This is a genomic window from Pseudomonas sp. LS2P72 (genome assembly GCF_054897865.1).
This window is the reverse complement of sequence record NZ_CM142708.1, coordinates 3762061-3784980: the sequence shown is the minus strand read 5'-3', so window position 1 is coordinate 3784980 and position 22920 is coordinate 3762061. Positions and strand designations below refer to the sequence as shown.

The following is a 22920-nucleotide window of genomic DNA, read 5'->3' as shown; positions in this document are numbered from 1 at the left end:
ACGGGGAAAAATCATGGGAAATCGACGTTTGGCAAACTGGTTGACCGGCGTGGCGTGCGTAATGCTCGCCGGGATGAGCGCGGCGCAAGCCCAATCGATCCGCTTCGCGGTCGCGGCCGAACCCTATCCGCCGTACACCGAGAAACAGGCCAATGGTGAATGGAAGGGCTTTGAAGTGGACCTGATCCACAAGCTGTGCAGCGAAATGAAAGCCGAGTGCGAGATCAAGGAAGTGGCGTGGGACGGAATCATTCCGTCGCTGCTGGCGAAGAAGATCGACGTGATTTTCTCCTCGATGTCGGTGACCGAAGAGCGTGAAAAACAAATCGCGTTCAGCAAGGCGTATTACGACTCGGTGATTGCGATTGTCGGACCGAAAGATGCTTCGGTGAAAAAGTATCCGGATGATCTCAAGGGCAAGACCATCGGTGTGCAGAACTCGACGGTGAGCGCCAGTTACCTGAAGACTTACTACGAAAAAATTGCCGACGTTAAGTATTACGACACCCAGGACTCGGCCAACGCCGACATGATTGCCGGTCGCATCGACCTGATGATGGCGGATGGCACGGCCATGATGGCCTTCGTCAAGACCCCCGATGCCAAGGACCTGGCGTACCTCGGCGCGGTGCCTTATGACCCAATTTTCGGCAAAGGTGTGGGCGCCGGCCTGCGCAAAGATGACACCGAACTCAAGGCCAGGCTCGACCAGGCCATCAAGACCTTGCTGGCGAGCAAGGACTATGACGACTTGTCCCAGAGCTACTTCGGTACCAGCGTGAAGCCGACGTTCTGACAGCAGAAGCGCACAACATCCCTTGTGGGAGCGAGCCTGCTCGCGAAAGCGTTGGGTCAGCTTGCATCGACGTTAGATATTCGGACGTCTTCGCGAGCAGGCTCGCTCCCACAGGATCGCGTCAAGTTGATGTGAGCTAAGCGGAGACTGAAATGCCAACAATGTTCGAGATGATCGGTTTCAGCGAACAGGGATGGGGCTGGGCGCTGCTGAAGGGGCTCCTGATGACCCTGCAGATATCGGCTGGAGCCTTTATGGTCGGACTGATCGTCGGATTGGTAGTCGCCTGCCTCAAATTGGGTGCGCCCAAGCCGATTGCGGCACTGGCGCGTGGTTACACCACGTTGTTCCGCGCCGTACCAGAGTTGTTGATGATCCTGTTGCTGTTCTATGTCGGATCCATGCTCCTCAATTCGTTGATGGAGTGGTTGGGTTACGGCGCAGTGAATGTCAGCGGGCCACTGGCGGCGATTGTGGTGCTGGGATTGGTGCAGGGCGCGTACGCGTCGGAAATTTTCCGGGCGGCGATACAGGCGATTCCTTATGGCCAGATCGAAGCCGGGAAGGCGTTCGGCCTGCACGGCTTTGGACTGTTTCGGCGTGTGACGCTGCCGATCATGGCGCCTTATGCAATGGCGGGGATGTCGAACCTGTGGATCAACCTGATCAAGGACAGTGCGTTGATCAGCGTGGTCGGCACCAACGAGTTGTTGTACACCGCCAAGCAAGCGGCGGGGTCGACACGCCAATATCTGTTGTTCTACCTCACGGCCGCGGCGCTGTACTACGCAGTGACTCTGGTGTCCAACTATCTGTCGGGACGGCTAGAGCGACGTATTCGTCGCTGGATGCCTTTGGCTGAGTGAATGAAATGATTCCAGCGTGGGCAGTTGAATACGCATCGTTGTTGATTCGAGGGTTGCAGACAACCATCGAAATTCTGTTGATTTCCTCTGTGTTCGGTTTCGTGCTGGCGGTGCTTGTGGCGCTGGCCCGGATTTCAAAAAACAAAGTGATCGCCAAGGTCAGTCTGTTCTATACCAGCGTGACGCGCGGTACACCGTTGCTGATCCAGATCTACATTTTCTACTACGGCCTGGGCAGTCTGTTTGCGCAGTTTCCGCTGATACGGGGCAGTTTTTTCTGGCCTTATCTGCGCGACGGTTACTGGTACATCGTGTTCGCCCTGGTGATATCGGTGGGTGCGTACGTGGGCGAAGTGATTCGCGGTGGCCTGCTGGCGGTGCCCAAAGGCGAAATGGAAGCCGCTTCGGCGTTTGGCATGACGGCGCGTCAAGCTCTGTTGCGGGTGCGTTTGCCCCGGGCGCTGCGCTTGCTGTTGCCAACCTTGGCCGGGGAAACCGTGATGCTGCTCAAATCCACGGCACTGGCATCGACCATCGCAGTAATCGACTTGCTGGGCGCGGCCAACGTGGTGCGGGCCCAGACGCTGCAAGTGTATGAGCCGTTGCTGCTGGTGGCCGGCGTGTACGTCTGTCTGACATTCCTGATCGAGGCGTTGTTTGCGTTTGCCGAACGGCGGGGAACGCCAGTACGCAGGTCCGCATGATGAATAAGCCACTGGTTGACCGCTCGCTGCAAGGCATTGGCCTGTGCACTTTGGGCTACGCATTTCTGTCCTTGCAGGACGCGGGCATCAAGTGGCTGGTGGACGATTATTCGGTGTTCACGATCCTGTTCTGGCGCGCGGTTGTGGTAACGGTCGCTTGTTTGCTGGTGGGCCGCCTGCAATTGGTTCAACGGGCATGGTGCTCGCCCAGTCGGCGTTTGCTGGTGGTGCGCGGCTTGCTGTCGATCGCCGCATGGCTGATGTATTACACAGCGGCCAGGGACCTGACGCTGGCGGAGATGACCACCCTGTATTTCTCGGCACCCATCATGGTGACGGTGCTGGCGACGGTGATTCTCAAGGAGCGCGTCACCGGTTGGCAGTGGTTTACCCTGATTATCGGGTTTGTCGGTGTGGTGATTGCCTGTCGCCCCAATAACATGGTCGATCCGTTGCCGATTGTTTTGACGCTGTTGGCGGCGATGTGCTGGGCGTTTACCTACATCCAGTTGCGCCAGGTGGATGACCAGACCTCGGTGCTGGAACAGATGCTGATCACCAATGTGGTGTTTGTCATCTGCATGACGGTGGCGTTGCCCTGGACCTACACCCCGACACCGATTCCCGCCTGGTCAGGCATGCTCGGCGCAGGTGTGATGGGCGGTATCGGGCAGTTCCTGTTGTTCGCCAGCTTCCAGCGGGCCACCGCGACCGTGCTGGCGCCGTTCGAGTACACCGGACTGATCTGGGCGTTCCTGCTGTCGAGCCTGATCTGGGGCACGCTGATGGATGTGTCGCTGATGATCGGCGCCGGTCTGATCGCGGTCAGCGGCACCCTGGCGATGATCTTCGGGCGGCACCCGTCACAGGACGTCGTCGGCTCCGAATGCTCCGTGTCGCAGCCCCTTTATCCAGCAGCGGCAGATATGGAGGCCGTTGGCGGGGCTGAAGGTCCCGGGGTTCAGGCACCACTCGATCCAGAGGCCGTCGAGCATCGCCGATAAACCGATGGCGGCCAGGCGGGTGTCGTGGATCGTGAGACCTTCGCTGGCGGCCAGGTCATCGAGCAACTGACGCAGCAGGTCGAGGTAAGCACCATAGCTTTTTTCGTGGGACTTGCTGACGTGCTCGGAGTGGCGGATCAGGCTCCAGAACACCACCCAGGCACCCAGCAGTTTCGGGTCCATGACTCGCGGCGAAAAAGAACCGACCAGGAACGCATCCATCTTTTGCGCCGGTGTCCCGGCCTGGTGGATTTCGTGGAGCAGGGCAGTGGTGAGCTCGCTGGCAAGCTTTTGGTAGGTGTCGGCGATCAGCACATCGATGCTGCCGAAATGGTGATTGAGCAGGCCAACGGACACTCCGGCCTCGGTAGCGATGCGCCGCACGGAAATCCCGGCGTGGCCATCGCGAACCAGACAGCGCAAGGTCGCTTCAACCAGCAGTTCGCGGCGTTCGTCGGGATCGGCACGGCGGTTTTTCGGGGCGAGGGTGGTCACAAAGAATTCCTTGGAGTAGTTCCACGCTGGCGAGCTTAGTTGGACAGGCGTTCAATATCCAGTATCGGCAGCGACGATGTTTAACAGTCATTACTGGAGGGCAAACACATGGTGCAGGACGTTTCGTTCAACGTACTCAACAATAACGGCGACGCGGTGCAGGTCAGTGCCTGGCGCTTCGTGGGCGACGGCCACGGGCCGAAGGTGCATTTGCAGGCCGGGGTGCATGCCGACGAAATCGCCGGGATGCTGGTCCTGCACTTGTTGATGCAACGTCTTCACGTGGCGCAAGCACAGGGCCGGTTCAAGGGCTGTGTGACCGTGGTGCCACAGGCCAATCCCCTAGGCATCGGGCAGTTTTCCCAGGGGCGGATCCTCGGGCGATATCACGATGCGACCGGACAGAACTTCAATCGCGGATTCGACCGGTCGGCGGCGATGGAACGACCTTCAACCAACGTTCAGCAGTGGCAAAAAAAACTGGTGCAACTGGCGGCGTCGGCGGACCTGATGCTCGACCTGCACACCGATGACGAAGCGCTGCCATACCTCTATGTACACCGCAGTTTCTGGCCCCGTGGCCGTGAATTGGCGGCGGCGATGAAGATGGACGTGGCGATCATCTGGGACGACGGTGCCGATGGCTCCTTCGAAGAGACCATCATTGCGCCGTGGCTGCGCGACGGCACCGCCGATCAGCACATGGCAGCGACCCTGGAGCTGCGAGGGCAGGGCGACGTCTGCGATCGATTCGCCGAGCAGGATGCCGAGGGGCTGTATGCCTGGCTGTGCGCAAATGGGGTCATCGACGATGCGGTATCACCGGCTGACTGGCCCGTCGAAGCCGTGGATATGGGACACATGGAGACCATTCTTGCACCGCAACCGGGGGTGCTGATCTTTGAAAAGGAACTGGGCGATGTCGTCGAAGAAGGGCAGCGTTTTGCGCGAATCCTGCGTCGACCGGGTGATCCGAGCTCCGAAGTGGTGCTGTTCGCCGAGCAAACCGGGCGCCTGCTGACATGCTATCGGGATCGTTTGATTTCCCAGGGCATGGGGGTGGCGAAGTTCACTGGCAATCGTCCGTCGCGGAATTGGAGCGGAGGGTTGCTGGACCCGAACTAGGGCCGGCAGGACCACCCTTTGTAATTGAATGGACTCGCCCAAGCACAATCGCACCACCCTTCATCACCACGGGGAGGGCCTCAAGAATGGAAATATCAGCAACCGGATCGCCGTCGACCGCGATCATGTCGGCGTAGCGACCCGCGCTGACGGCACCTACATCCTCCTGCCAATTGAGCAAATCGGCGGCGACCACAGTGGCGGACTGGATCCCTGCATTGGCGTCATTCCGAACTTCACCATGTAGGTGAATTGTTTGGCATTCGTACCAATTCTCATTAATCAGTGGAAATCAGTTGATGTCGGGTCTTAAGAGAAAATCAAGGGAGTTGGATGTAAGGCGAAGAGCTTTCGAGGGCAATTTGGAGAGGTGTTGCGCTTGAGTCTGGTTCTACTGTTGCTTTCTATCTTGCGGTTAACCGAACAGCAGAACGAGCGATCATCGTAGAGCAGGCCGGGCAGGATTGAGATATTTGTGTCCAGTTTAATAGCTCAACTAAATAGATGTTTAGTTGAGTTAGCTAATGACTTCACGTAAAGGTCGTTAGGTTGCCATTGGCGGTAGACCACCTTTAAGAGCACATATCGCTCGTCAGAAACGCGCTCTGATGTAGTCCAATAATCTTGCGGGGCCAAAAACTGGAAGTCTGCGGCTGACAGACCAGCGCTAGCAATAATAAGTGTAACCGTTCCATGCGACAATTCCGGAGTTGGAACAGCATTACGGAGCTTTAAAATCTCAGATGCGCCAGGTAAATAAAGGCTAACACTCAGGGGCAAAAACACTCTGTAAACCTGTTTTCTGACTTGTTAACCACCGTAGTTAACAAGTCAAAATTGTGGTTAACAACGGTACCGGATTGGCATTTTTTTCTAAGCTTTTATCTGGCTAGGTTCAAGAGAGCTCCCAGGGTGTTTGGTGGGAGGAAAGCTCAACAGCCTTCAAGCGCAAGGTGTTCACCGTCCAAACTGTCAGCATTTGCAAGTAAATCAGGCGACGCTTTTCACGTGTGGCAGCCCTTGAAATCAGCGCACCAACACCACGCTGAACGCTTCAGCTTTCACGCAGCGACGTGTTTTCGGATCGACTCGCCGCGTAAGTAATACCGTAAACGAGCGAACTGGTCGCAAAAAAGCTCCTTCAATCAAACGAATAGGCGAATCCGCATACGATGCGCGATCACTCTCATCAAGGGCGACATTTCTGGATCCGCTGCTCATCACGTAGAATCATGAACGATGACGGTCACAAAGGCCGCGCCAGAGCCTGTAGCGCCCTGATGATTGCCGGACAAGTGATCTGCAAGCAAATCCGTGAACGTGAGGCGAAAGGCTCGATTTACACGATTACTTCCCATTTTTTTACACGATTACTTCTGAGAACTCAGGTAGAGGTAAATTCTTTTCCAGGCGGCTAAACGGCTATGCACGAAATTTAGTTCTCGAAATGAAGAGAGATTACTTCCGAGAGCTGGTTCAAAGCGCCCAAAGCAGCGTGTCGAGCCCCACAAAGAGAATCCTTAGATTCGCATAATGTATATTATGTTAAATGATGTGTCAGAGCGGAACTTTTACAAAAGCTCCTCCTGCAATTGTGAGCACTGAGAAATAATAGGACTGATGAACAGTTAATCGGACTCCTCTCGCGATCAGTCGTTTAGCGAGGCTTTGTCATAATTTACGTTAGCTTTCTCTTCTTCCGATCTCATCGACATTCAGCATATAAGCGGACTTTTCCGGATCATAAAGAACAGTAATTAGTCGGATTACCGAAGAGAAACTTAGATTGTTTATCGGACTCCAGAAACTTTTGACGTGACAGCTTATCAATAGGGGTTTTAGATTATCAATCTGGACAGTCCCTCAAGTAAATAATTAGACTTCAGATTCTCTCGAACGAAATCGCTCGTTACTGCTTTCATTAAGCCGGCGCCCGGTTTACGCTTGCTGAACAACAGCACCCGGTTCGCATCAATGATTACTCCTCGACCACTGTTCATTACTCCATACGACCCCAACGTCGAGACATTTTCTGTATGTTCAGATGAGAGTTGTTGTATAGAAAAATACTTGCTGAGCTTGCCGCCCCAATGCCATGCGCTGCGCTCTCACGACACCATTTCAAATCTTTTAACTTTGCTCGGCACCAGCTCTAGCATCGCGTTACCCTATTTTGAAAGGTTTTTGCTGTGGTGCTTTTGTATTAAACAAAAGCCCGTAGCGTCTCTGACAGCGTATGATATGAATGAATATTTACGATTTTATCAAAATCCCGAATCAGACTGGATTAACTACGAGGGCCGTCAGCCTCGGTTCTTCGTGCCGAAAGATAAAGCAGCGGTGTTCAATGAAGAGTGGAAGCCTTTTCCCGTTAAAATATCTAAAACGTTGGGAGCAATGCATAGCTACCTCTGCTTGGTCGCTGACTTCGTTAGTGGAGATCAGAGAGCTACAATACGTCCACCTAAGCTAAGCCATTTCCAAGATATAGTCACAGAGCTCTCATATAAAGAGGTTGTAGAGCAATCATTAATATATTTGACATGGCTAGTTGATATATGTCCGCACACAAAAAACGCAGAAAAAAAATTATTCTTGTTCGCGACTTGTTTCCACTTAAAAATGGCTTCGAAAGATCTTTCTGCATCACTTCCATTTTTCTCTAAAGCCTGTTTTGCCTCGCAGGAAGATGCGATTGTATTTCAAATTCCAACAAGGAGAGGCATATTAGTACGCAGAGCTCCTGAAGAGTACATGGAATATTTCGATCGATATTGCAAATATGCCGAGGGGCTAGCTCGTCGTCAAATTGGCCATAATGAACCACTTGTGGATCGTCGTGTAGCTAGACACTCCATCGGTTTTCCAGCAATGAACAATACGTACGCCTCACCAACAACTTTGTTACGCATTAATGCGAAGCACTATGATGACCTTGACGTTTCCTTAGCTCAGAAGGCGGCGATATTCTCAGTGCACAAACAAGAGACTTGCAATATTAATAGGCTCCGTCAATTCTCTAGAATCAATCTTAACAAGCGTCTGGACACGCTATACGCCGAGGCTTTAGTTGAGCAAATTAAAACCGAAACCCGACCGATTCCGCTTTATAAATTCCCCATCAATATTGAGCGCTCCGATGATCACTTAAATCGCGCGGGTGCTTGCAGAATGGTAGTTAACAATGCGTTGGCGCTCTTCAAGGATCAACATTTGCAAGAGATAGAAGACTTTTTCACATTTGCTGCTTCAGAGGATGGTTCCGGAGCTAGGCTGCGACTAAAGGCCTATGAAACTGCGCTGCTATGGTCTGTACTCATTAAGCGCCGCCCGCTATCAGATCTAATGCCAAAAGACATCGAACAATTCTATAAATTTTGCATCTGTCCTCCCAAAACATGGGCTTCAAATAGTCGCCCGGTTAGAAGATTTTTACGTGCTGACGTGCATCACGAAAATTTAGCATGGAGTCCTTTTCTGGCCATGTCCGCAGGGGAAAACGCAAACGCTGTCAAAGCTCAGGCTGGACGTGCCGTCCTCGGGTGTTATCGCGTACAACAGGCGCTCATCGAAATGGGGCTATTAGGTGCGAACATATTTGCCCCGCTATCTCGTGATATTTGGAGTTTGAGGCCTCTCAGGTTTTGAATATTTCCCGATGAAAATCTCCGCTCGCCCTCATACCCCAGATTCTGAATTGGGCACCCTTCCCCTCTCAGCAAGGGTCTTGAGGTCGGGACGGATGCGATGCCCAAGCTCCAAGCCTTTCAAGCTAGGACTGGCGTAAATCCTGCCCAGCCTGTACACCAAGCATCAAGGGCTCCAATACGGTAGATTTGAAACCTCCGCCTTCTCTGCGACGATCGCTACGCTCTGCTGTGAACGAGTCACAGCGACGTAAAAAGCAGCCGCTGGCCCTGGTTCCAGCGAAACTCCTTTATGCAGAAAATTGAGTATCGGAGTGGTAGGGACAATTAAAACTCGCTCATAGGTAGCGCCTTTAGATATCTTGAAATTCAGGAAATCCAAATCGTAATCCTTGCCAGAGCTCGCAGCATTACGCAGGCATTGCGGCCGGAATTGGGCTACGTAACTGTCTACGTGCTTTTTCTGCAAAAGAAACACTCCGTCGTGTTCCGTCCTGGTTTCATTCAATGAAACGGTCGCGGGAAACAACCAGCTGGCGTCAAAAATGGTGTCGGAGAATGCGGCGATTCCTGGGTGACATCGCCAAGTGGTAACCCTTTCAGTGATTTCCAAAAGACCTTTTTTCTCACGCTCCCTGAACCAATGAATAGCCTCGGTATACGCGTACTTTCGGTTCTTCGAACCACGTGGATTTGTGGCCAATACTGACTGGCGAATATCGCCGACCATTCGGATGTCGATGGATGAATGAAGCAGTACGTCGAGAATTTCCCAGTCGTAGCTGCTGAGGTCTTGCACCTCATCAATGAGGATCTCGTCATAGAGGCACTCCAGCCTGTGAAGCAGTGCTCCCCTACTCTCTTCTATTAACTCGAAAGCCAGGCGCCCTAGCTCACATGCGTATGCCGCGCCCTTGGAATTTAAATATCGCTTGAGCCCTTTTACCATCATGGGCGGACGGCCCTCGAAATCAAATCCGAGAACACGTTTGCCAGGATACTTAAAAGGCAAGAAAGGTTTAGCGAAATGGCGGAGAAGAAAGGTGTACCAACCCAACACCTCTATACCCTGATGGTCTCCTGCATACATCGCCAGTCGGTGTCTAAGCTCCTCCTGATTAGTCTGGGTAAACGTAACAACCAACGCACGACGGGTCGGAGGGAGTTCTGCGCAGTGGTCGACGACTCCTTGAGTTTTGCGGGATCCGGCCACTGCCAACGTCAGATGGTTAGCCATGGATAAACTCAGCAGCAGCGACCATGTAAGCCGGCGGGACTAGCGCAAGCTTCGACTGTGCGATCCGAAGTGCTCCCTCAGTTTTCTCTCTCTGCATCCAGGTTTCGAGACCTGCTGAATCCTTGATGCCAAGAATTTCACGCATGGCTTTCTCGCCATTGTGCGATATCAGTTGCGGCTCCAGCGTTCTCCCTGTCTCCACCGTTCCTATAAACAGCTCTCGTCTGTCGGCGGTGAGCAAATGCTCCACTGGTGTCCGTAGCTTTTCGGGATCAATCCCATCATTGTCACGTAGGACAGCAACCGGCTTGTCGAGCGCTGCACATAGCTCCAAGCAACGAGTAAGCGCAAGGCCGCGCATGCTCAGAACGTCAATTCCGCATGCCATTGGATATTCGCCATACCGATCATAAAAGATGCGTTCGAAAACGATCTCATCGGATGGCCCTTCAACGAGCACGATTTTTTTCGCAAGAGCCATCCTAAGCGTGTCGTAACCGGGAAGGCGCTGGAAATAGGACACTGTTGTAGGATCCAGCTCAGTAATTTTTGCTGCTGCGCTGCGACCAATCAAAATCAATGAGCCCAGGCCCAGTCGGTTTAATACAAATGTGCTGTGGGTTGTGATGAACAGTTGTTGTTGATCACCTGCCAATTTCTCTATGCGAGCCAATAGTGTGGTTAAGCTGGTGTGTGACAGGTGGTTCTCTGGTTCCTCGATCATCACCATATTCGCTTTGTCAGCATGACGGCCCATTGCCAGCGAAATCTTGATGGAGGCCTGTTCGCCCTGCCCTGACATTGAAAATGGCACGTCGTTAACGTGAGGCGTCACTGCGGCCTCCCAAGACGTCCTTGAGCTCTGATCCATCGCCAAAGACATCGGCTGCTGCTGCAGAGACGCCTCCAGAACGCCCAAGCGCTTGTTCACATCCTTGAGCGCGTTATCGGACATGGAAGCTTTGACATCGCGATACGCGAGTGAGATCGACGCTTTCTCGGCCGGCTCAAGGTGATCACTGAGAATCTGTCGAAGATGGTAATCGACGCCGCTCGATGATCTAACTGTCCTGGAGTCGATGATGCCTACAGCGAGCTGCCTTGGCCGTTTGGTGAGCGGCTGGTCAGCAAACGAGCGCCATTCGACGGTGTAGTACTCAACGGGTAACAATGCCGATGGAGACTTAAGCCACTCATCCAACTCTGGGGCGTACTCGGGATTTGGCAAGATTTTTAGCGACACCCCTGGGCACGCATTGGTGGGGACGTCGCTGTTGATCGCCCCACAAAGCGATTGGAGATCAGCCCTGTTGTCAAAAAATAACTCGATTGAAATCTCTGGCAGCGCAACACGTTCACCTGCGCGACGCGCGTTGAGAAAATCGGCAACCAATGACGTATTGAACCAATAAGGGTTTAGCTCCTCTGTAGCTGTTCGCCCTCCGACACGCCCCGTTAGCGCCAAAGCTACAGCTTCCATCAGGGAAGACTTGCCCGCCTCATTTCCTCCAACCAGCAAGTTCAGCTTTGGGTTTGGCAACAACACAAAGTCTTTGTAGATTCGATAACCGTGGATTTTTATTTTGGTGATCAATGCCGTCATCCTTTGAGGCAGAACGTTGTGATGACAAATCAAAGAGCCACAAGCAGGTCATCACACACTGCAGCGTCTGAGCATAGCCCTAAAATATAGGTATCAGCTGTCGCAGTTCGGCGGGCCATTCTTCGTCGCGCCTCCCTTCGGGTCGGCTCGCGTGCCACTTGGGTTTAAGCTGAGTCCCACACACCCTCTTGGCTTCAATCCTCACGCCTGCGCGACCCTCGTGGCCGCTGTAGAGCACTATCAGGCATGACCCCGTAGTATCGCCATTAACCACCCGGTGGCCAGGCTCCTGCAAACTAGCAGCAGCCTGGGGGAAGGAACTCTGCCCCCGCTACTTCTTAGCTACCTTCGAAAGCGGGAAAGAAGGCACGCTGAATGAGCAGAAGCAGCCCAAGAAGACTGGAAGCCTCAGCCTTGCGATCTTCTATAGCCTCCTCGAGCAGGGCCCGGGTGTCTTCCTGTGTGAGCTTTAGCGAACCGGTGGCCAGCGCTGCGGCGAACTCAAGGGCCGCATCGCCATAGGTTCTCTCCCACCGAGCAAACACCTTGGCGATGAATTCCTTCATCAGCTTGCTGAGCTCTGGACTCGCTGAGTAATCAAGCTCCGAGGGGAGACAGGCCCGCAAGAATGAAGCCTGGAGGATGTTGTCGTTGAATCGAAGAAAACACTCAGGCGACAACACCACGGACTCGTATCCCGTCGGTTGAAGGCGCAGCTGATGATCGTCGTGTTCGCGAGCAAATTGCAAAACGGCTGCAATCGTGAAGAACACCGTACTTTGCGGAACATTTGGACAGTCCCGACCTACATTGCTCGATGCTTCAAAGAACAGGAATCCATCGGACAAGGCGAGCGCGCTTCCATCATGTTTTGGAAGAAAGCTGTGCTTGTGTTCCTCCACAAGTTCAGTGGCCATATCAATCGAATCATGGCGAACACTTTCCTCGACATTGGGCGTGAAGCCGGCATCATCGACCTGCCCAGCAGAGCCTATTAGAACCAAGCGATTCCAAGCGTTCTCCTTCCCGTCATCACCAATCGGTAGACACAGCCAGTTGGAAAAGCCGTAATCCCGGGGTGTGGGGTTTTTCATCAAGAAGCTTTTGAGGAGCGTCCAAGCTCTGCCGCTCTGCGGAATTCCGATCGGGGCAAGGAAACGGCGTGGCACACTCGCGTCCATGTAAGCCCGCAAATCACGACTGATCTCCCTCAGAATCCCTCCGTCGCGCGCCACCACCGTAGTAACAAGAACCCCGGTAACGGTACCGAAATCAACTTCATCAAGCTGGCTGTAAGGTACGCACTGGATAGACTTGGTCGCTCCCCATTTCTGGCTGAGCAGCTCATGTGTCAACTCGCCAAGTTTTTTTGAACCGGGATCGTCGGCGTACACGATGAGGTTCGTCGCCATTGAAACAGACCAGTCGATTTCAGCGGCAAGCCATCGCTTGAAGTCGTCGTCCGCCAGCAGCAGATCGGGATCAAGCGTTAATAGCTTGTGAGGCCGACTTGACCTATTGAACCCAATAATTCCACCCATGCCGAAATACTTGTGGAACTTGGACAACGGCTTTGGCCCATGCTTCATGGAGATGGTGATCGATTTAGGCGGCTTTGATTTTGCCGAAAAATTTTCCCCTATGATCTCGATCAGCGTACAGCCCTCCTCCGCTTTGACAGGCAGTGGATATCCAATATCGTCCAACGCGACCAGGACACGACCATATCGGTCATCAGCGGTGCGGTCGATCAGCGTGGCAACGCAATCATTACTGAAGGACTGCTCCCCCATTTTTTTTGCCATCCCGCCGGATGTGGAAGCGGACACCACGCAGAAATAATCACTCGTCGGGGGGAACATCGTCTTGAGCCGGTCGTAGGAGTGAAAGCTCATCACTTCGGCTTTGCCATTCAAGCGTCCGAGCGCATTCTTCACGAATGCATAGATACCCATGGTGTCAATGAACACCTTGTCTGCTGGGCGCAGCCTGGCACCGTATTCCAATGCGATCGCATACCCCACCACGCAGACTTCGGCCTCGTCGCTCGCCAGCTCCCTGGCCTGGATGAACACATTGTTCAGCGTGCCGGAGGGATGTTTGAAGGAATGTGAAGACGGTGCCGAATGTATGACGTTGTTCTTTTCAATCAGCGTTTTTAACCCGTGCTTCAGGAGCACGCTCGGATCGTGGCGATAGGTGATTTCGCGCCCGCCCAGCACATGAGTGTTAAAGGTCTCACCATTCCATTCCAGGAATACGTACTCATGGACACACACACGCTCATTTTTTACGCCACGTCTCAGGAGGTTAGCCAGGCGCCCTTGATCGTCAGCCCAACCGTTGTTAAACACCGCCAACTGATCAGACGTGCCCAGGATGTACACGCAGTCTGGCAGATGTCGTTGAGCCTTCAACGCCATTTCGATGTCTGAGAAAACGTGTTGTACCGATAGCTCCGAATCGTTGTAGCAGATGACCAACGCCTCGTGACTTCCACTGGCGTTGCTGGCCTCAGACATCCATTGATAGAAACGCTCCATTACATGCCCCTCAATGGAATCATGATGGTGACAACGGCCCCTGCAACGGGCGCCAAATCGGCGTTGTCCCAATCCCTGAAATCGCCAAGATCGCGCTGGACATCGTTTTCTTCGAACTGGTTGTAGATGCACAAGCGGCCAGAGCGGATACGGATTAACCCGCCAACTCTGCATAGCTCATTCAGGATGGCAGGGAGACCTATGCCTGCGGCGTCCAGAGTCTTGCTGGACTGGCGCGGCTGTAAGCATTTGAGCAGATATTCCCGCTCTTCCTGGAGCGACATATCTTGCACCGCCTTGCCGCTCATTCTGGAGGCGAACCCAGGGCCGGAGTCGAAGAAACTGATGTGCAACGCGCGCAAACTGGTCTTGTTATTGTCTGTGGTTGAAGACTCGCGCTGCCAGTAACGCCTCAAATCCTCACTGCCGTCAAAATCCTCAGCAAAGATCTCGTCCTCCAGCCGCCTCCAGCCGACCATCACGCCTTCCACGTGGGCAAGATACGGGAGGCCAAGATGGTCGGAGGTCGCGTGCTCCTGGGTGTTGGATACAAGCTCAGTGCAGAAGAGGCCCAGGCTTTCTATCAATGATTCCGGAACGCTGGTACGTCCGCTCTGTTTGTTGACGAAGTCAATGAGCCTGCGAATCTCAGCGGCCATTTCGGATGGAGGCTTTACCTGACCTGAGGCGCGAAATAGAGGTCGCAAGTGCTGAACCTTCGATCCCGCTACACAAATCAAATCGACGACCCGGCCGTTGACGACGTCTTCGTACTTTCCGGCGTCCATAGCCTGCATCCTTTCTACAGACTCCTGGAAGACCTCTCGCCGATTGAAAGTCTGTTCGCCAAGCCGGATGCCCTTGGAAAGACGTACCGCTGCTATGCCTGGTGAGCAATTACCAAGGTTGCGCAGCAATGTTTGAACATCGGCCTGCGCGTTGAAATCGAGGTAGCCACTCTGCTGCTGCCGGGCCAGTGTGACGCTAAGCTGGAGGCGTGCGGCATCGTGCATGGCGCCGCGCCGCGCGCTGAGCATGTCTGCCTGAATGAGGAATCTCCTCCCAGGGTTCTCACAGATCTTGCGAATGGCCGCCTCGATCTCTCTGAGCGTACGGGTCTTGCCAAGAGTGGTTGGTTTCAAGCCTGGTTCTCCGATCACGCGTCCGCTTTGACCTCGAAGCCCAGAAGCAAACTCTGGATCTTGGGCTCAGGTTTCCAATAGTTGGGGCCTTTAAGGAACTTGCCATTTTCGTCGTAGATGGGCTTGCCGTCCGCTCCGAGCTTGCTCTCGTTGCTGTCCATGATGATGTCCAGTACTTCCTCCAGCGGCAAGCCGTACTTCAGAGCTTCAGACCTGCAATAAACAATCACGTCGCCAAGCAGGTCGGCGATGGCAACCTTCACATCAATTTCAGTCTCGCCATTCTCGATTTTTTCGACGATTTCATCGATTTCATTCACTTCGGCCATCAGGGTCGCTTTGAATTTCTTGAGTTTGTCCGCGGGATCGGCCAGTAGCTTAGGCGCGCTGCTGATGGGAAGTTTGTACATCTGATTCATGGCGTAGATTCGGTCTTTGAACGGCTTACTCATGGATGCTTCCTTCTCGATAAGTCCAGAATGGCAAGTGTGCTTGGCGTGACGCCGAACTCAAAATATTCCATCGATGTGGCCTGAGCTTCACGATCGCAGGAGCATGCAAGCGGGATGGGGCCGTGCTGCGTCCGGGCTCCCCGCAGACGCTGAAGGCGCGGGGCTACGCGGAGTGAGGCTAGGGAGGGTTTATAGAAAGGGCAATCGCTGTTCGATCGACAACTCATCGTCTCCTGCTACTCCATTAGCTAATTTGGCCAAGGTACCAGAAGCATACCCCAGATGTTTCGCGGAGCTTGGTTCCGAGGTTGAACAGTACCTCACCCGCGGCGGGTTGGCTGCTCTGTGCTGCACCACCGCGAAAATTCGAAGCTCGAGCGGGTCAACCGCTCAGGTCGCTGGTCACCCTCTCTTTTTATTACTGAGGTGAGCACATCAGGTTGCGCTTTAGCTGCCACGTTGCAGATCTCACGTGCAAGACGACGCAGCAAGGTGCCGAAACTAAAGTATGAGCCGCAACTTCGCCGCAGATACACAGCATGGAAGCTTGCATTTGAGGATTTAGAGATTCCATCACCGGATGGAAGCGAGCCGCCATCATATGTCTGCGTCCGGCCTCACGCCGTCGACGATGTACAGGCCGAACGCTAACGGGCACTGTCAGCTCACCCCATGCGTGGCCCCCTAGAGTTTCGAGGTTTGGGAGGCTGGAAAGTGGTTCTGTCCAACCAGCTTTTTAGCTCACGGACAGAGGGAAAATCCATGAGAATCAATTCATCCTCGACGCTGTCATCGACCATGAGTTCGATTCCCGAAGGATCGCTGTCTTCTAAACCCATCAGCCAATCGGTGTATTGCTCAAAGCTTTGGAAGTCCATTCCTAGGTTGCCCGATAAGAATTCATCCGCGAGACGCCCAGCTCTGAGTCTTAAATCGTCGCTTGGGGTGTCTCGTTTGAGCTTAGAATATTCTCCAAAAATGCTGCAGTTGCAGACCTCGTCGTAATAGCCGTTAAAATTGACAAAACGCTTTCCTTGCGACGTTGGTTTCATCTCTTCCGACCAAGCCACATAATGGCACTGGGAGCTCAAGCCTCTCCAATCGTCATTATCATCCAGTATACGGCAGAGTTTCAGTCGTCGAGGCTTGAGGGCCTCGTGTTTCAAATCAGACTCTTCATACTTGAACTCGACCATCAGAAAATTTGTGTGGTTGGTGAATACATAATCTGCCCCAAGAATTGAATCTTGGCCATCGAATGAGCAACGGGTAATTTGCCGCCCGGCGGCTTGTGCTTTTCGTACGATAAAATTCGAAAAACCATCTATCACGGACTGCTCGTGTTTTCTTAACACCGTTTTTCCTACGTCAGTTAGATGCCAATGTCACCGGCCCAATGAGCCATTACGGAAGGGCTCGATTGTCGTTCCTGTGAAGCTCATCTGCTGCATATCAAGACACCAGGGAGAGGCTTACTGGATTAGACTCTCACCGCCTACCTTGATGACGGTGCAACGGACGACAATCGAATCTGGAGCCAGCGGCATGCGGCTGCATAATCGAGTCAGGTGACCGAATGCCTCAACCCTTTTTATGAGCATTTTTTCGACAAAGCCTATTCAATTTTTCAGAGGCCCTAGGTCGATCGCGATACAGCGAAGGTCATTGATCTGCGTGATCATGGTGTCGCTGGCCTCATCATGCGTAAATGCGCCGATAAAATAGAAGGTGAAGTACCTCACCGCCCCTGCTTGGTCGAGGAGTTCATTTAGGTAGCGTCTTGATCGGTATTGGGTCATGACCTCATCGGAGACCTGGAGAAATGCGTCCTTGTCCGCAACTTGGTCGTAGAACTTGAAGACGAAGCCAGCCCCCTCTCTGCGCACGATCCGGCCGCCACCGTTGTAGACGCAACCCGCTGTGCCAGGCTTGGCCCAAGCCACTTTCTTGAAGTACGAACGCAGCGATATCTCGCCCCGCCCCGCCACGTTGAGGGTCACTTCAGAAAATAGATCTCCAAGGGTCTCGCGTGCGTCGTGGTAGTAATCCACAAGCTCTCGGAGATCTCCACTCCGGTGCTTGCGGTCGGCTCGCGTAACTTCCGTGCCACCGCCCCGCTGACGACCTGGCCCCGCCTCTTCACCGTTGCCCGGAACGGCTCGCGGGGGACGAACTATCGGCTGCTCTTGTTGCGTTGGGGGAATAAAGATATCGATGACTGCACTGAGTTGCCGTTTAGCCAGACGGGTGCGCGTCTGCTGTTCCGTTTCTCCTGGCAGCGGTGCATCGCTATCCTCGTCCTCATCGGGCAACACCCACTCGCACTCTGCATGATGCTCATAGTGCTCGTTGTCCTTGAAGTGGGGAGATTTGACGCGCGCTGTCTCGGTTGGGTGGATGTCGTAGTTGACGGCTGTGATCTTGGGAGCCACCTTGAGCATCCTGCACTCAGGCGAGGAGCACTGAAACAAGAACCGGTTGCGCGGCTGGCCTTGGTTAAAATACGCCTGACGTGCACCGCCGATGGTCAATTCCTCGCCCAGCTCAAAACAATACGCCCGAGTAATTCTTCGCTTCGTTCGCATGTCCTACCTCAACGCAAAAGTTGGAGACTAACGCGCTGGGCATGGGACGCCAAGGCCTGAGATAGAGCTATCAGCTAAGATTTTTGTCGAGCCATACTCCGTTGAGAGCAACTGACATAAGTTAAAGATTTGGCCAGATAGCTGGTTACGCCCTTCACCTGAGGCAGGCCAGTGAGAATGCGTTTGGCTCCGGTAGATCGACTGCCACGCCTTCGCCATCTCCAGTAGCCGGTTGTGCATCGGCTGCGGCTTCACGGTTTTGGGCCCACTGGGCCCAGTGAACCATCGCAACCCACTCCAACATGAACCACCAAGGGTAAACGACAACCACCGAGCAGAAATCACTGTCGTTCATCACGATCGTAAGCGAATGCGTTGCGCAGGTTGGGCCCAAATACTCTGCAGCACAGAGTCTCATCTCGTGCACGATATCGACACCGAAAATCGCCTCGATACACTAGGCGCCCATGGGGTGGCGACTGGTAACGGGTGTCGCGCTTGGGCGTGATCTGCCCTCTATTTCCATCCATGCAGCAAATCGTGCCGTTATAAATCCGCAGGATAGCGAGTAATTGCCATTTGCCACCACACGGATCAGAATAGCGTCCCTAAGGACTCCAACGGCCACGACGATCTGGGCAAGGGAATGACAGTTTCAGGAAGAATCTTTTGCGAGCACGGAAAGTCGCACCACAATCGTGTGTTAACGCATCGCTCCCGATGCCATCTGCCCCAGAGCGCGAATAGCGGCAGCCGCAGTCTCCGTATTGTTTGCGCGAACCTACGATCCCGCGTTGCCGCCCAGCTCCACCGGTTAATGGCATATTCTTTAGCACGCGCCCCGTTAGAGCGTGCGGTCGATGCCCCGCTAGGGTACCCCCCCCTGCTAGCGCCAGGTTTGCTACTGTCGACCCGTGGGCGTCAACGGCTTCCTTTACGGAGGGTGGGGCGATGCACCACCCTCTTCCTCTCTCTACTGCTCGCCAACCATAGGCCGCATCATGAGTTCTGCGATACCTGACTCTCAGCGCGGCGAAAAGCCGGCTGACCGTTACAGCGCTAGGGAACAAGGCTTGGGCTACATTTTTCAGCCCCGCTTTGCGTTATTCCAAGCGCTGGATCTTCCTGAAGACACTGCCATCGTCATCGAGAAAGAAGACGACCTGGATTTTGAGGATGCTTCGGGCACCAAAACGCTGGCGTCATTGAAGCACAAAGCGGTCGGTGACCGGCTGAATGACCTATCGGTCGACTTCTGGAAGTCCGTCAATATATGGCTTACCCGATATACCGGTAACGGGAGGATCGAATCAAATTTCCAATTTTTTTTGTTCACGACTTCGACGGTAGCACCTGGATCCTTCCTAGAGTTTTTCCTTCACGGCGCCGATACCACTGACGCTCTGCCCAGTGTTTGGGAGGTGACTCAGGCAACTCTCCACTCCAGCGAGTCTAAAGCGCTACTGAAGGTGAAAGGGCTGCTCTCAACCCTGTCCGACCCGGAGAAGGAAGACTTCGTCTCGAGGATTACCATCGTGGACGACGTTCCGCGGATTCAAGACCTGCCGGCACTGATTAAGGGGCAGAAGATGCGCGTTATCCGCCCTGAACATCGGGAAGCGGTGTTTGAGCGTCTGGAAGGCTGGTGGAACGACATGATCATCCAGATGCTCTGCGATCCTGACTTTGATCCGATCACCGGCTCTGATGTGTCGGAGAAGCTTCATGCATTCAGCGAGGAGTATCGAGCCGATAACCTCCCCATCACCTTCGAAGACGCAGAGCCCGAAAAGCCGATTGAAGTAGCCACCGACAACCGGCTGTTTGTTCTCCAACTTCGACATTTGCACCTCAGTCCGAGTCGGGTCAGAAACGCAATACTCGATTACTACCAGGCCTTTGAACAGCGATCGGCTTGGGCGCGGCAGCGTCTTACAGGTGCAGAAGAAATCGAGGCGTACGAGCAACGTCTGACCAATGAATGGAAGAGACACCGGGACATCATCTTCGACGAGGCATTCGAAATGTCGGAAGAAGATTGCTCTGACTCTCGCCTCGTAGCTGCGGGGAAGAAGCTCTACACCTGGGCAGAGATCGAAGCACAGAAGCTGGAACATCTTAAGATCCGCGCCCGTGTTACAGCTCCTTATGTAGTGCGCGGCAGCTATCAGATCCTCGCGAATAAACGACCGCACCCAGCCGTTTACTGGCATCCGAGACTCCTAGATCACCTTGCTAACAGTACAGGAGATTCGGAATGAACCGGTGGGATCAGCGTCCGTTTGAGACCAAAAACCTCTTCAATCCGGCCTTCTGTGCAGTAATCCTGATGCGCTCGATCAAGGCCTACGCCGCGGAGGATTCCCGAGGAATGCCGTTTTCACTTTCACTTCTGGTACTGCCGCTGGCGCTTCAGGAGGAGTCGCGAACAGTGCTCCTTCAATACGTCAGAAGTTACTTGCTCAAGGCAGTCTCAGTGCACCCCCAATTGCTGATCGGGTTCCCAGAGCGTGTAGCAGAGATGATGCCTTATGCATTCGAGGCCTTTGGGATTGCGCATCAGGCGGGCTGTTTTGAAGTCACGCCCGAGGGTCGTCTATTGCCTAAGGCGCGCCGGCTCAAGTCGACAGTCGAAGGCACTGAAGAGTCAGTGGCATGTCAGCAGGCAGCCATTTTGCTGGGCAAAGAGTTCGCCCGAATCGCGGACAGGGTAACGGTCTACACGGCATTTGGGATCCGACCATGAAAATCAGCTCCATCCACATCTACAGCCATGATGGTCAACGTCGTGATGTTAACTTTGAGGTCGATGGCCTCAACGTGATCACCGGGCGCTCTTCGACGGGTAAATCGGCGCTTTCTGACATCATCGAATATTGCATGGGCCGCTCCGAATTCAACGTGGCCGAGGGTGTGATTCGGGACAAGGTGTCCTGGTTCGCTGTCATCTACCAATTTGAAGATGTTCAAGTACTGGTGGCCAAACCTGCGCCTCCTAGGGGAGGCGACAGCTGCCGGATGGCAATGACGCGGACGGGGGAATTCGTTTCCCCTCCCGACTATGCCGAATTGATCGCAAATACAGATGACATCGCAGTCACGTCGCTGCTGTCCCGCCATCTTGGCATCCCAGAGAACCGCACTGAGGTTGCTGAGCAGCACACCCGGGTCAGCTACGAAGCTTCGATCAAGCATGCCTACTACTACCTCTTTCAGAAGCAGGGCCTGGTCACCAGTAAAGACCAGCTCTTCTACCGTCAGAGTGAGGCCTTCCAACCCCAGGCAATCAAGGACACGCTGCCCATCTTGTTGGGAGCTTCAACGAATGAGCGATATGAATTGCAGACGAAGCTGCGCACCGCTCAACGTGATCTTAGGGCTCATGCAAAGCTGGTCGATCAATCTAAGCAAGTGATCGGGAACAGCCGTAACATGGCCATTGGGTTGATTGCCGAAGCCAAGGCCGTCGGCGCTCTGCCAGCCGATCTTCATGCCGATGAGATTGATCACATCCTGGTGGCTCTCCGCACGGCTGCCCAGTGGGTGCCTGTGGCAATGCAACCTCAAGCTGAAGATAAAGCACCGAAGCTGGAGCTGGGGTTGGCGAAACTTCGGAAAGCTCGGCGCGAAATCAAGGCAAAAATCGAAGCAGGGCAAAACTTTGAACGCAGAACTGGTGGGTTCGAGCGTGAAGCTGCTGAGCAAATCGACCGCTTGGCGTCCATCAAAGCCCTGCCCAAAAACAGCGCAACCGGTCAATGGCAGTGGCCTTTCGCAGAAAAGAACCTGGGTATGGATACGCCCATTGCCAAGGCACTGATCAGTGAGTTGACGTCTCTCGAAGTCGAAATGCAGACGGTAATGGGCCAGCGCCCTCACCTGCAGGACTACCTCGCAGAAGAAACGCAACGGCTGCGAGATACGAATCAGCTCATCACGGAGCGAGAAGCTGAGTTAGCAGCAGTGATCGCTGCGAATACGTTGCTTGCTCAAGCGCAGAAGCAAAGTGACGCAGCCAAATACGTGGCAGGTCGCGTCAGCCTCTTCCTGGAAGGCTACGTGCCGGACAATTCCCTGAAGCAGCAACAGGCTGAGCATCGGCGCAAAGAGCTTCGGGTCGAGGAGCTCGAGAAAGCATTGGCAGACATCGATGTCGATGATCGCTTGGCCTCGATCCTGAACAGCATTTCGGCCCAGATGGGCGTCTACAATAAACGCTTCCAATCCGAGTTTTGCAATCTACCGGCACGGCTCGACCTGAAGCGTCTGACAGTCGTGTTTGATCGGCCTGAACGACAAGTGCCGATGTCCAAAACGGGAGGTGCTGAAAACCATCTCGCTTACCATCTATCTGCGTTGCTGGCGCTTCACTGGTACTGCGCCGAGAGCAAAAGCCCGATGCCTCGTTTCCTGATGATCGACCAGCCCACGCAGGTGTACTTCCCATCCGAGGAGGTCTACAAGGCCGCGGACGGGTCAGTAGAAACGACCGAACAGTCCGATGCTGACATGGACTCGGTACGCAAGCTATTCAACCTGCTTTACAAGTTCACGGTCGAGGATGTGCCTGGATTCCAGATCATTGTGACTGAACACGCGAACTTACGAGATGATTGGTTCCAGCAGTCGCTTATAGAGGAACCCTGGAGTAAACCACCAGCACTTGTGCCAGAGGATTGGCCACTGAAGAGCCCAGCAGCGCAGTAAGCCCCACCCGCCTC

Annotated in this window: 17 protein-coding genes and 1 pseudogene; 9 read left to right on the top strand and 9 right to left on the bottom strand. The window is 53.9% G+C overall.

Annotated elements, in window-relative coordinates:
* Nucleotides 1-13 precede the first annotated feature (13 nt).
* The 4 genes from ACYZUA_RS17295 (at nucleotide 14) to ACYZUA_RS17280 (ending at nucleotide 3370) form a co-directional block, all read left to right on the top strand.
* Complete coding sequence (locus tag ACYZUA_RS17295; protein ID WP_461959833.1) at nucleotides 14-796, top strand: transporter substrate-binding domain-containing protein; 783 nt, start codon at nucleotides 14-16, stop codon at nucleotides 794-796.
* Between the two features lie 152 nt (nucleotides 797-948).
* Entirely contained in the window at nucleotides 949-1662 is a 714-nt protein-coding gene (locus ACYZUA_RS17290; protein WP_461959832.1) for an ABC transporter permease, read from the top strand.
* Nucleotides 1663-1667: 5 nt separating this feature from the next.
* Nucleotides 1668-2366 carry an ABC transporter permease subunit gene (locus ACYZUA_RS17285; protein ID WP_461959831.1) on the top strand — a complete coding sequence of 233 codons (699 nt, stop codon included), beginning with the start codon at nucleotides 1668-1670 and terminating at the stop codon, nucleotides 2364-2366.
* On the top strand, nucleotides 2366-3370 hold the full coding sequence (locus tag ACYZUA_RS17280) for a DMT family transporter (RefSeq protein ID WP_461959830.1): 1005 nt from the start codon (nucleotides 2366-2368) through the stop codon (nucleotides 3368-3370). Before ACYZUA_RS17285 ends, ACYZUA_RS17280 begins: the two co-directional genes overlap by 1 nt.
* Here ACYZUA_RS17280 and ACYZUA_RS17275 read toward each other — a convergent pair.
* Nucleotides 3326-3754 (bottom strand): annotated as a pseudogene (locus tag ACYZUA_RS17275) (TetR family transcriptional regulator C-terminal domain-containing protein); the annotation flags it as partial. The gene ACYZUA_RS17280 and the pseudogene ACYZUA_RS17275 sit on opposite strands and share 45 nt — an antisense overlap.
* Nucleotides 3755-3973: 219 nt before the next feature.
* On the opposite strand from ACYZUA_RS17275, the gene ACYZUA_RS17270 reads away from it, so the two are divergent.
* Entirely contained in the window at nucleotides 3974-4990 is a 1017-nt protein-coding gene (locus ACYZUA_RS17270; protein WP_461959829.1) for a M14 family metallopeptidase, read from the top strand.
* Here the strand turns inward: ACYZUA_RS17270 and ACYZUA_RS17265 are convergent.
* On the bottom strand, nucleotides 4935-5186 hold the full coding sequence (locus tag ACYZUA_RS17265; RefSeq protein WP_461959828.1) for a hypothetical protein: 252 nt from the start codon (nucleotides 5184-5186) through the stop codon (nucleotides 4935-4937). The genes ACYZUA_RS17270 and ACYZUA_RS17265 overlap by 56 nt on opposite strands.
* A gap of 1778 nt (nucleotides 5187-6964) precedes the next feature.
* Here ACYZUA_RS17265 and ACYZUA_RS17260 point away from each other — a divergent pair.
* On the top strand, nucleotides 6965-8638 hold the full coding sequence (locus tag ACYZUA_RS17260) for a hypothetical protein (RefSeq protein ID WP_461959827.1): 1674 nt from the start codon (nucleotides 6965-6967) through the stop codon (nucleotides 8636-8638).
* 165 nt (nucleotides 8639-8803) lie between these two features.
* On the opposite strand, the gene ACYZUA_RS17255 is transcribed toward ACYZUA_RS17260, so the two are convergent.
* From ACYZUA_RS17255 to ACYZUA_RS17225, 7 genes are all read right to left on the bottom strand, one after another.
* Entirely contained in the window at nucleotides 8804-9874 is a 1071-nt protein-coding gene (locus tag ACYZUA_RS17255) for a UvrD-helicase domain-containing protein (RefSeq protein ID WP_461959826.1), read from the bottom strand.
* Nucleotides 9867-11477, bottom strand: coding sequence for an ATP-dependent nuclease (locus tag ACYZUA_RS17250; protein WP_461959825.1), 1611 nt, complete (start codon nucleotides 11475-11477; stop codon nucleotides 9867-9869). The genes ACYZUA_RS17255 and ACYZUA_RS17250 overlap by 8 nt, the downstream gene beginning before the upstream one ends.
* Nucleotides 11478-11815: 338 nt before the next feature.
* A complete protein-coding gene (locus tag ACYZUA_RS17245; protein ID WP_461959824.1) occupies nucleotides 11816-14020 on the bottom strand; it encodes a hypothetical protein in 2205 nt (734 codons plus the stop codon).
* Nucleotides 14020-15180 (bottom strand): hypothetical protein, encoded by a 1161-nt coding sequence (locus tag ACYZUA_RS17240; protein ID WP_461959823.1) that lies wholly within the window; start codon nucleotides 15178-15180, stop codon nucleotides 14020-14022. Before ACYZUA_RS17240 ends, ACYZUA_RS17245 begins: the two co-directional genes overlap by 1 nt.
* A complete protein-coding gene (locus ACYZUA_RS17235; protein WP_461959822.1) occupies nucleotides 15177-15614 on the bottom strand; it encodes a pyrophosphatase in 438 nt (145 codons plus the stop codon). The genes ACYZUA_RS17240 and ACYZUA_RS17235 overlap by 4 nt, the downstream gene beginning before the upstream one ends.
* Nucleotides 15615-16279: 665 nt before the next feature.
* Nucleotides 16280-16945, bottom strand: coding sequence for a hypothetical protein (locus tag ACYZUA_RS17230; RefSeq protein WP_461959821.1), 666 nt, complete (start codon nucleotides 16943-16945; stop codon nucleotides 16280-16282).
* A gap of 288 nt (nucleotides 16946-17233) precedes the next feature.
* A complete protein-coding gene (locus tag ACYZUA_RS17225; RefSeq protein ID WP_461959820.1) occupies nucleotides 17234-18199 on the bottom strand; it encodes an ATPase in 966 nt (321 codons plus the stop codon).
* Nucleotides 18200-19200: 1001 nt separating this feature from the next.
* On the opposite strand from ACYZUA_RS17225, the gene ACYZUA_RS17220 reads away from it, so the two are divergent.
* From ACYZUA_RS17220 to ACYZUA_RS17210, 3 genes are read left to right on the top strand one after another with little or no spacing between them, the layout of a single operon-like run.
* Nucleotides 19201-20460, top strand: coding sequence for an ABC-three component system protein (locus tag ACYZUA_RS17220; RefSeq protein ID WP_461959819.1), 1260 nt, complete (start codon nucleotides 19201-19203; stop codon nucleotides 20458-20460).
* Nucleotides 20457-20945: a three component ABC system middle component gene (locus ACYZUA_RS17215; RefSeq protein ID WP_461959818.1), complete on the top strand. Its 489-nt coding sequence runs from the start codon at nucleotides 20457-20459 to the stop codon at nucleotides 20943-20945. The genes ACYZUA_RS17220 and ACYZUA_RS17215 overlap by 4 nt, the downstream gene beginning before the upstream one ends.
* Nucleotides 20942-22906: a DUF3732 domain-containing protein gene (locus ACYZUA_RS17210; RefSeq protein WP_461959817.1), complete on the top strand. Its 1965-nt coding sequence runs from the start codon at nucleotides 20942-20944 to the stop codon at nucleotides 22904-22906. The genes ACYZUA_RS17215 and ACYZUA_RS17210 overlap by 4 nt, the downstream gene beginning before the upstream one ends.
* The last annotated feature ends 14 nt before the right edge of the window (nucleotides 22907-22920 follow it).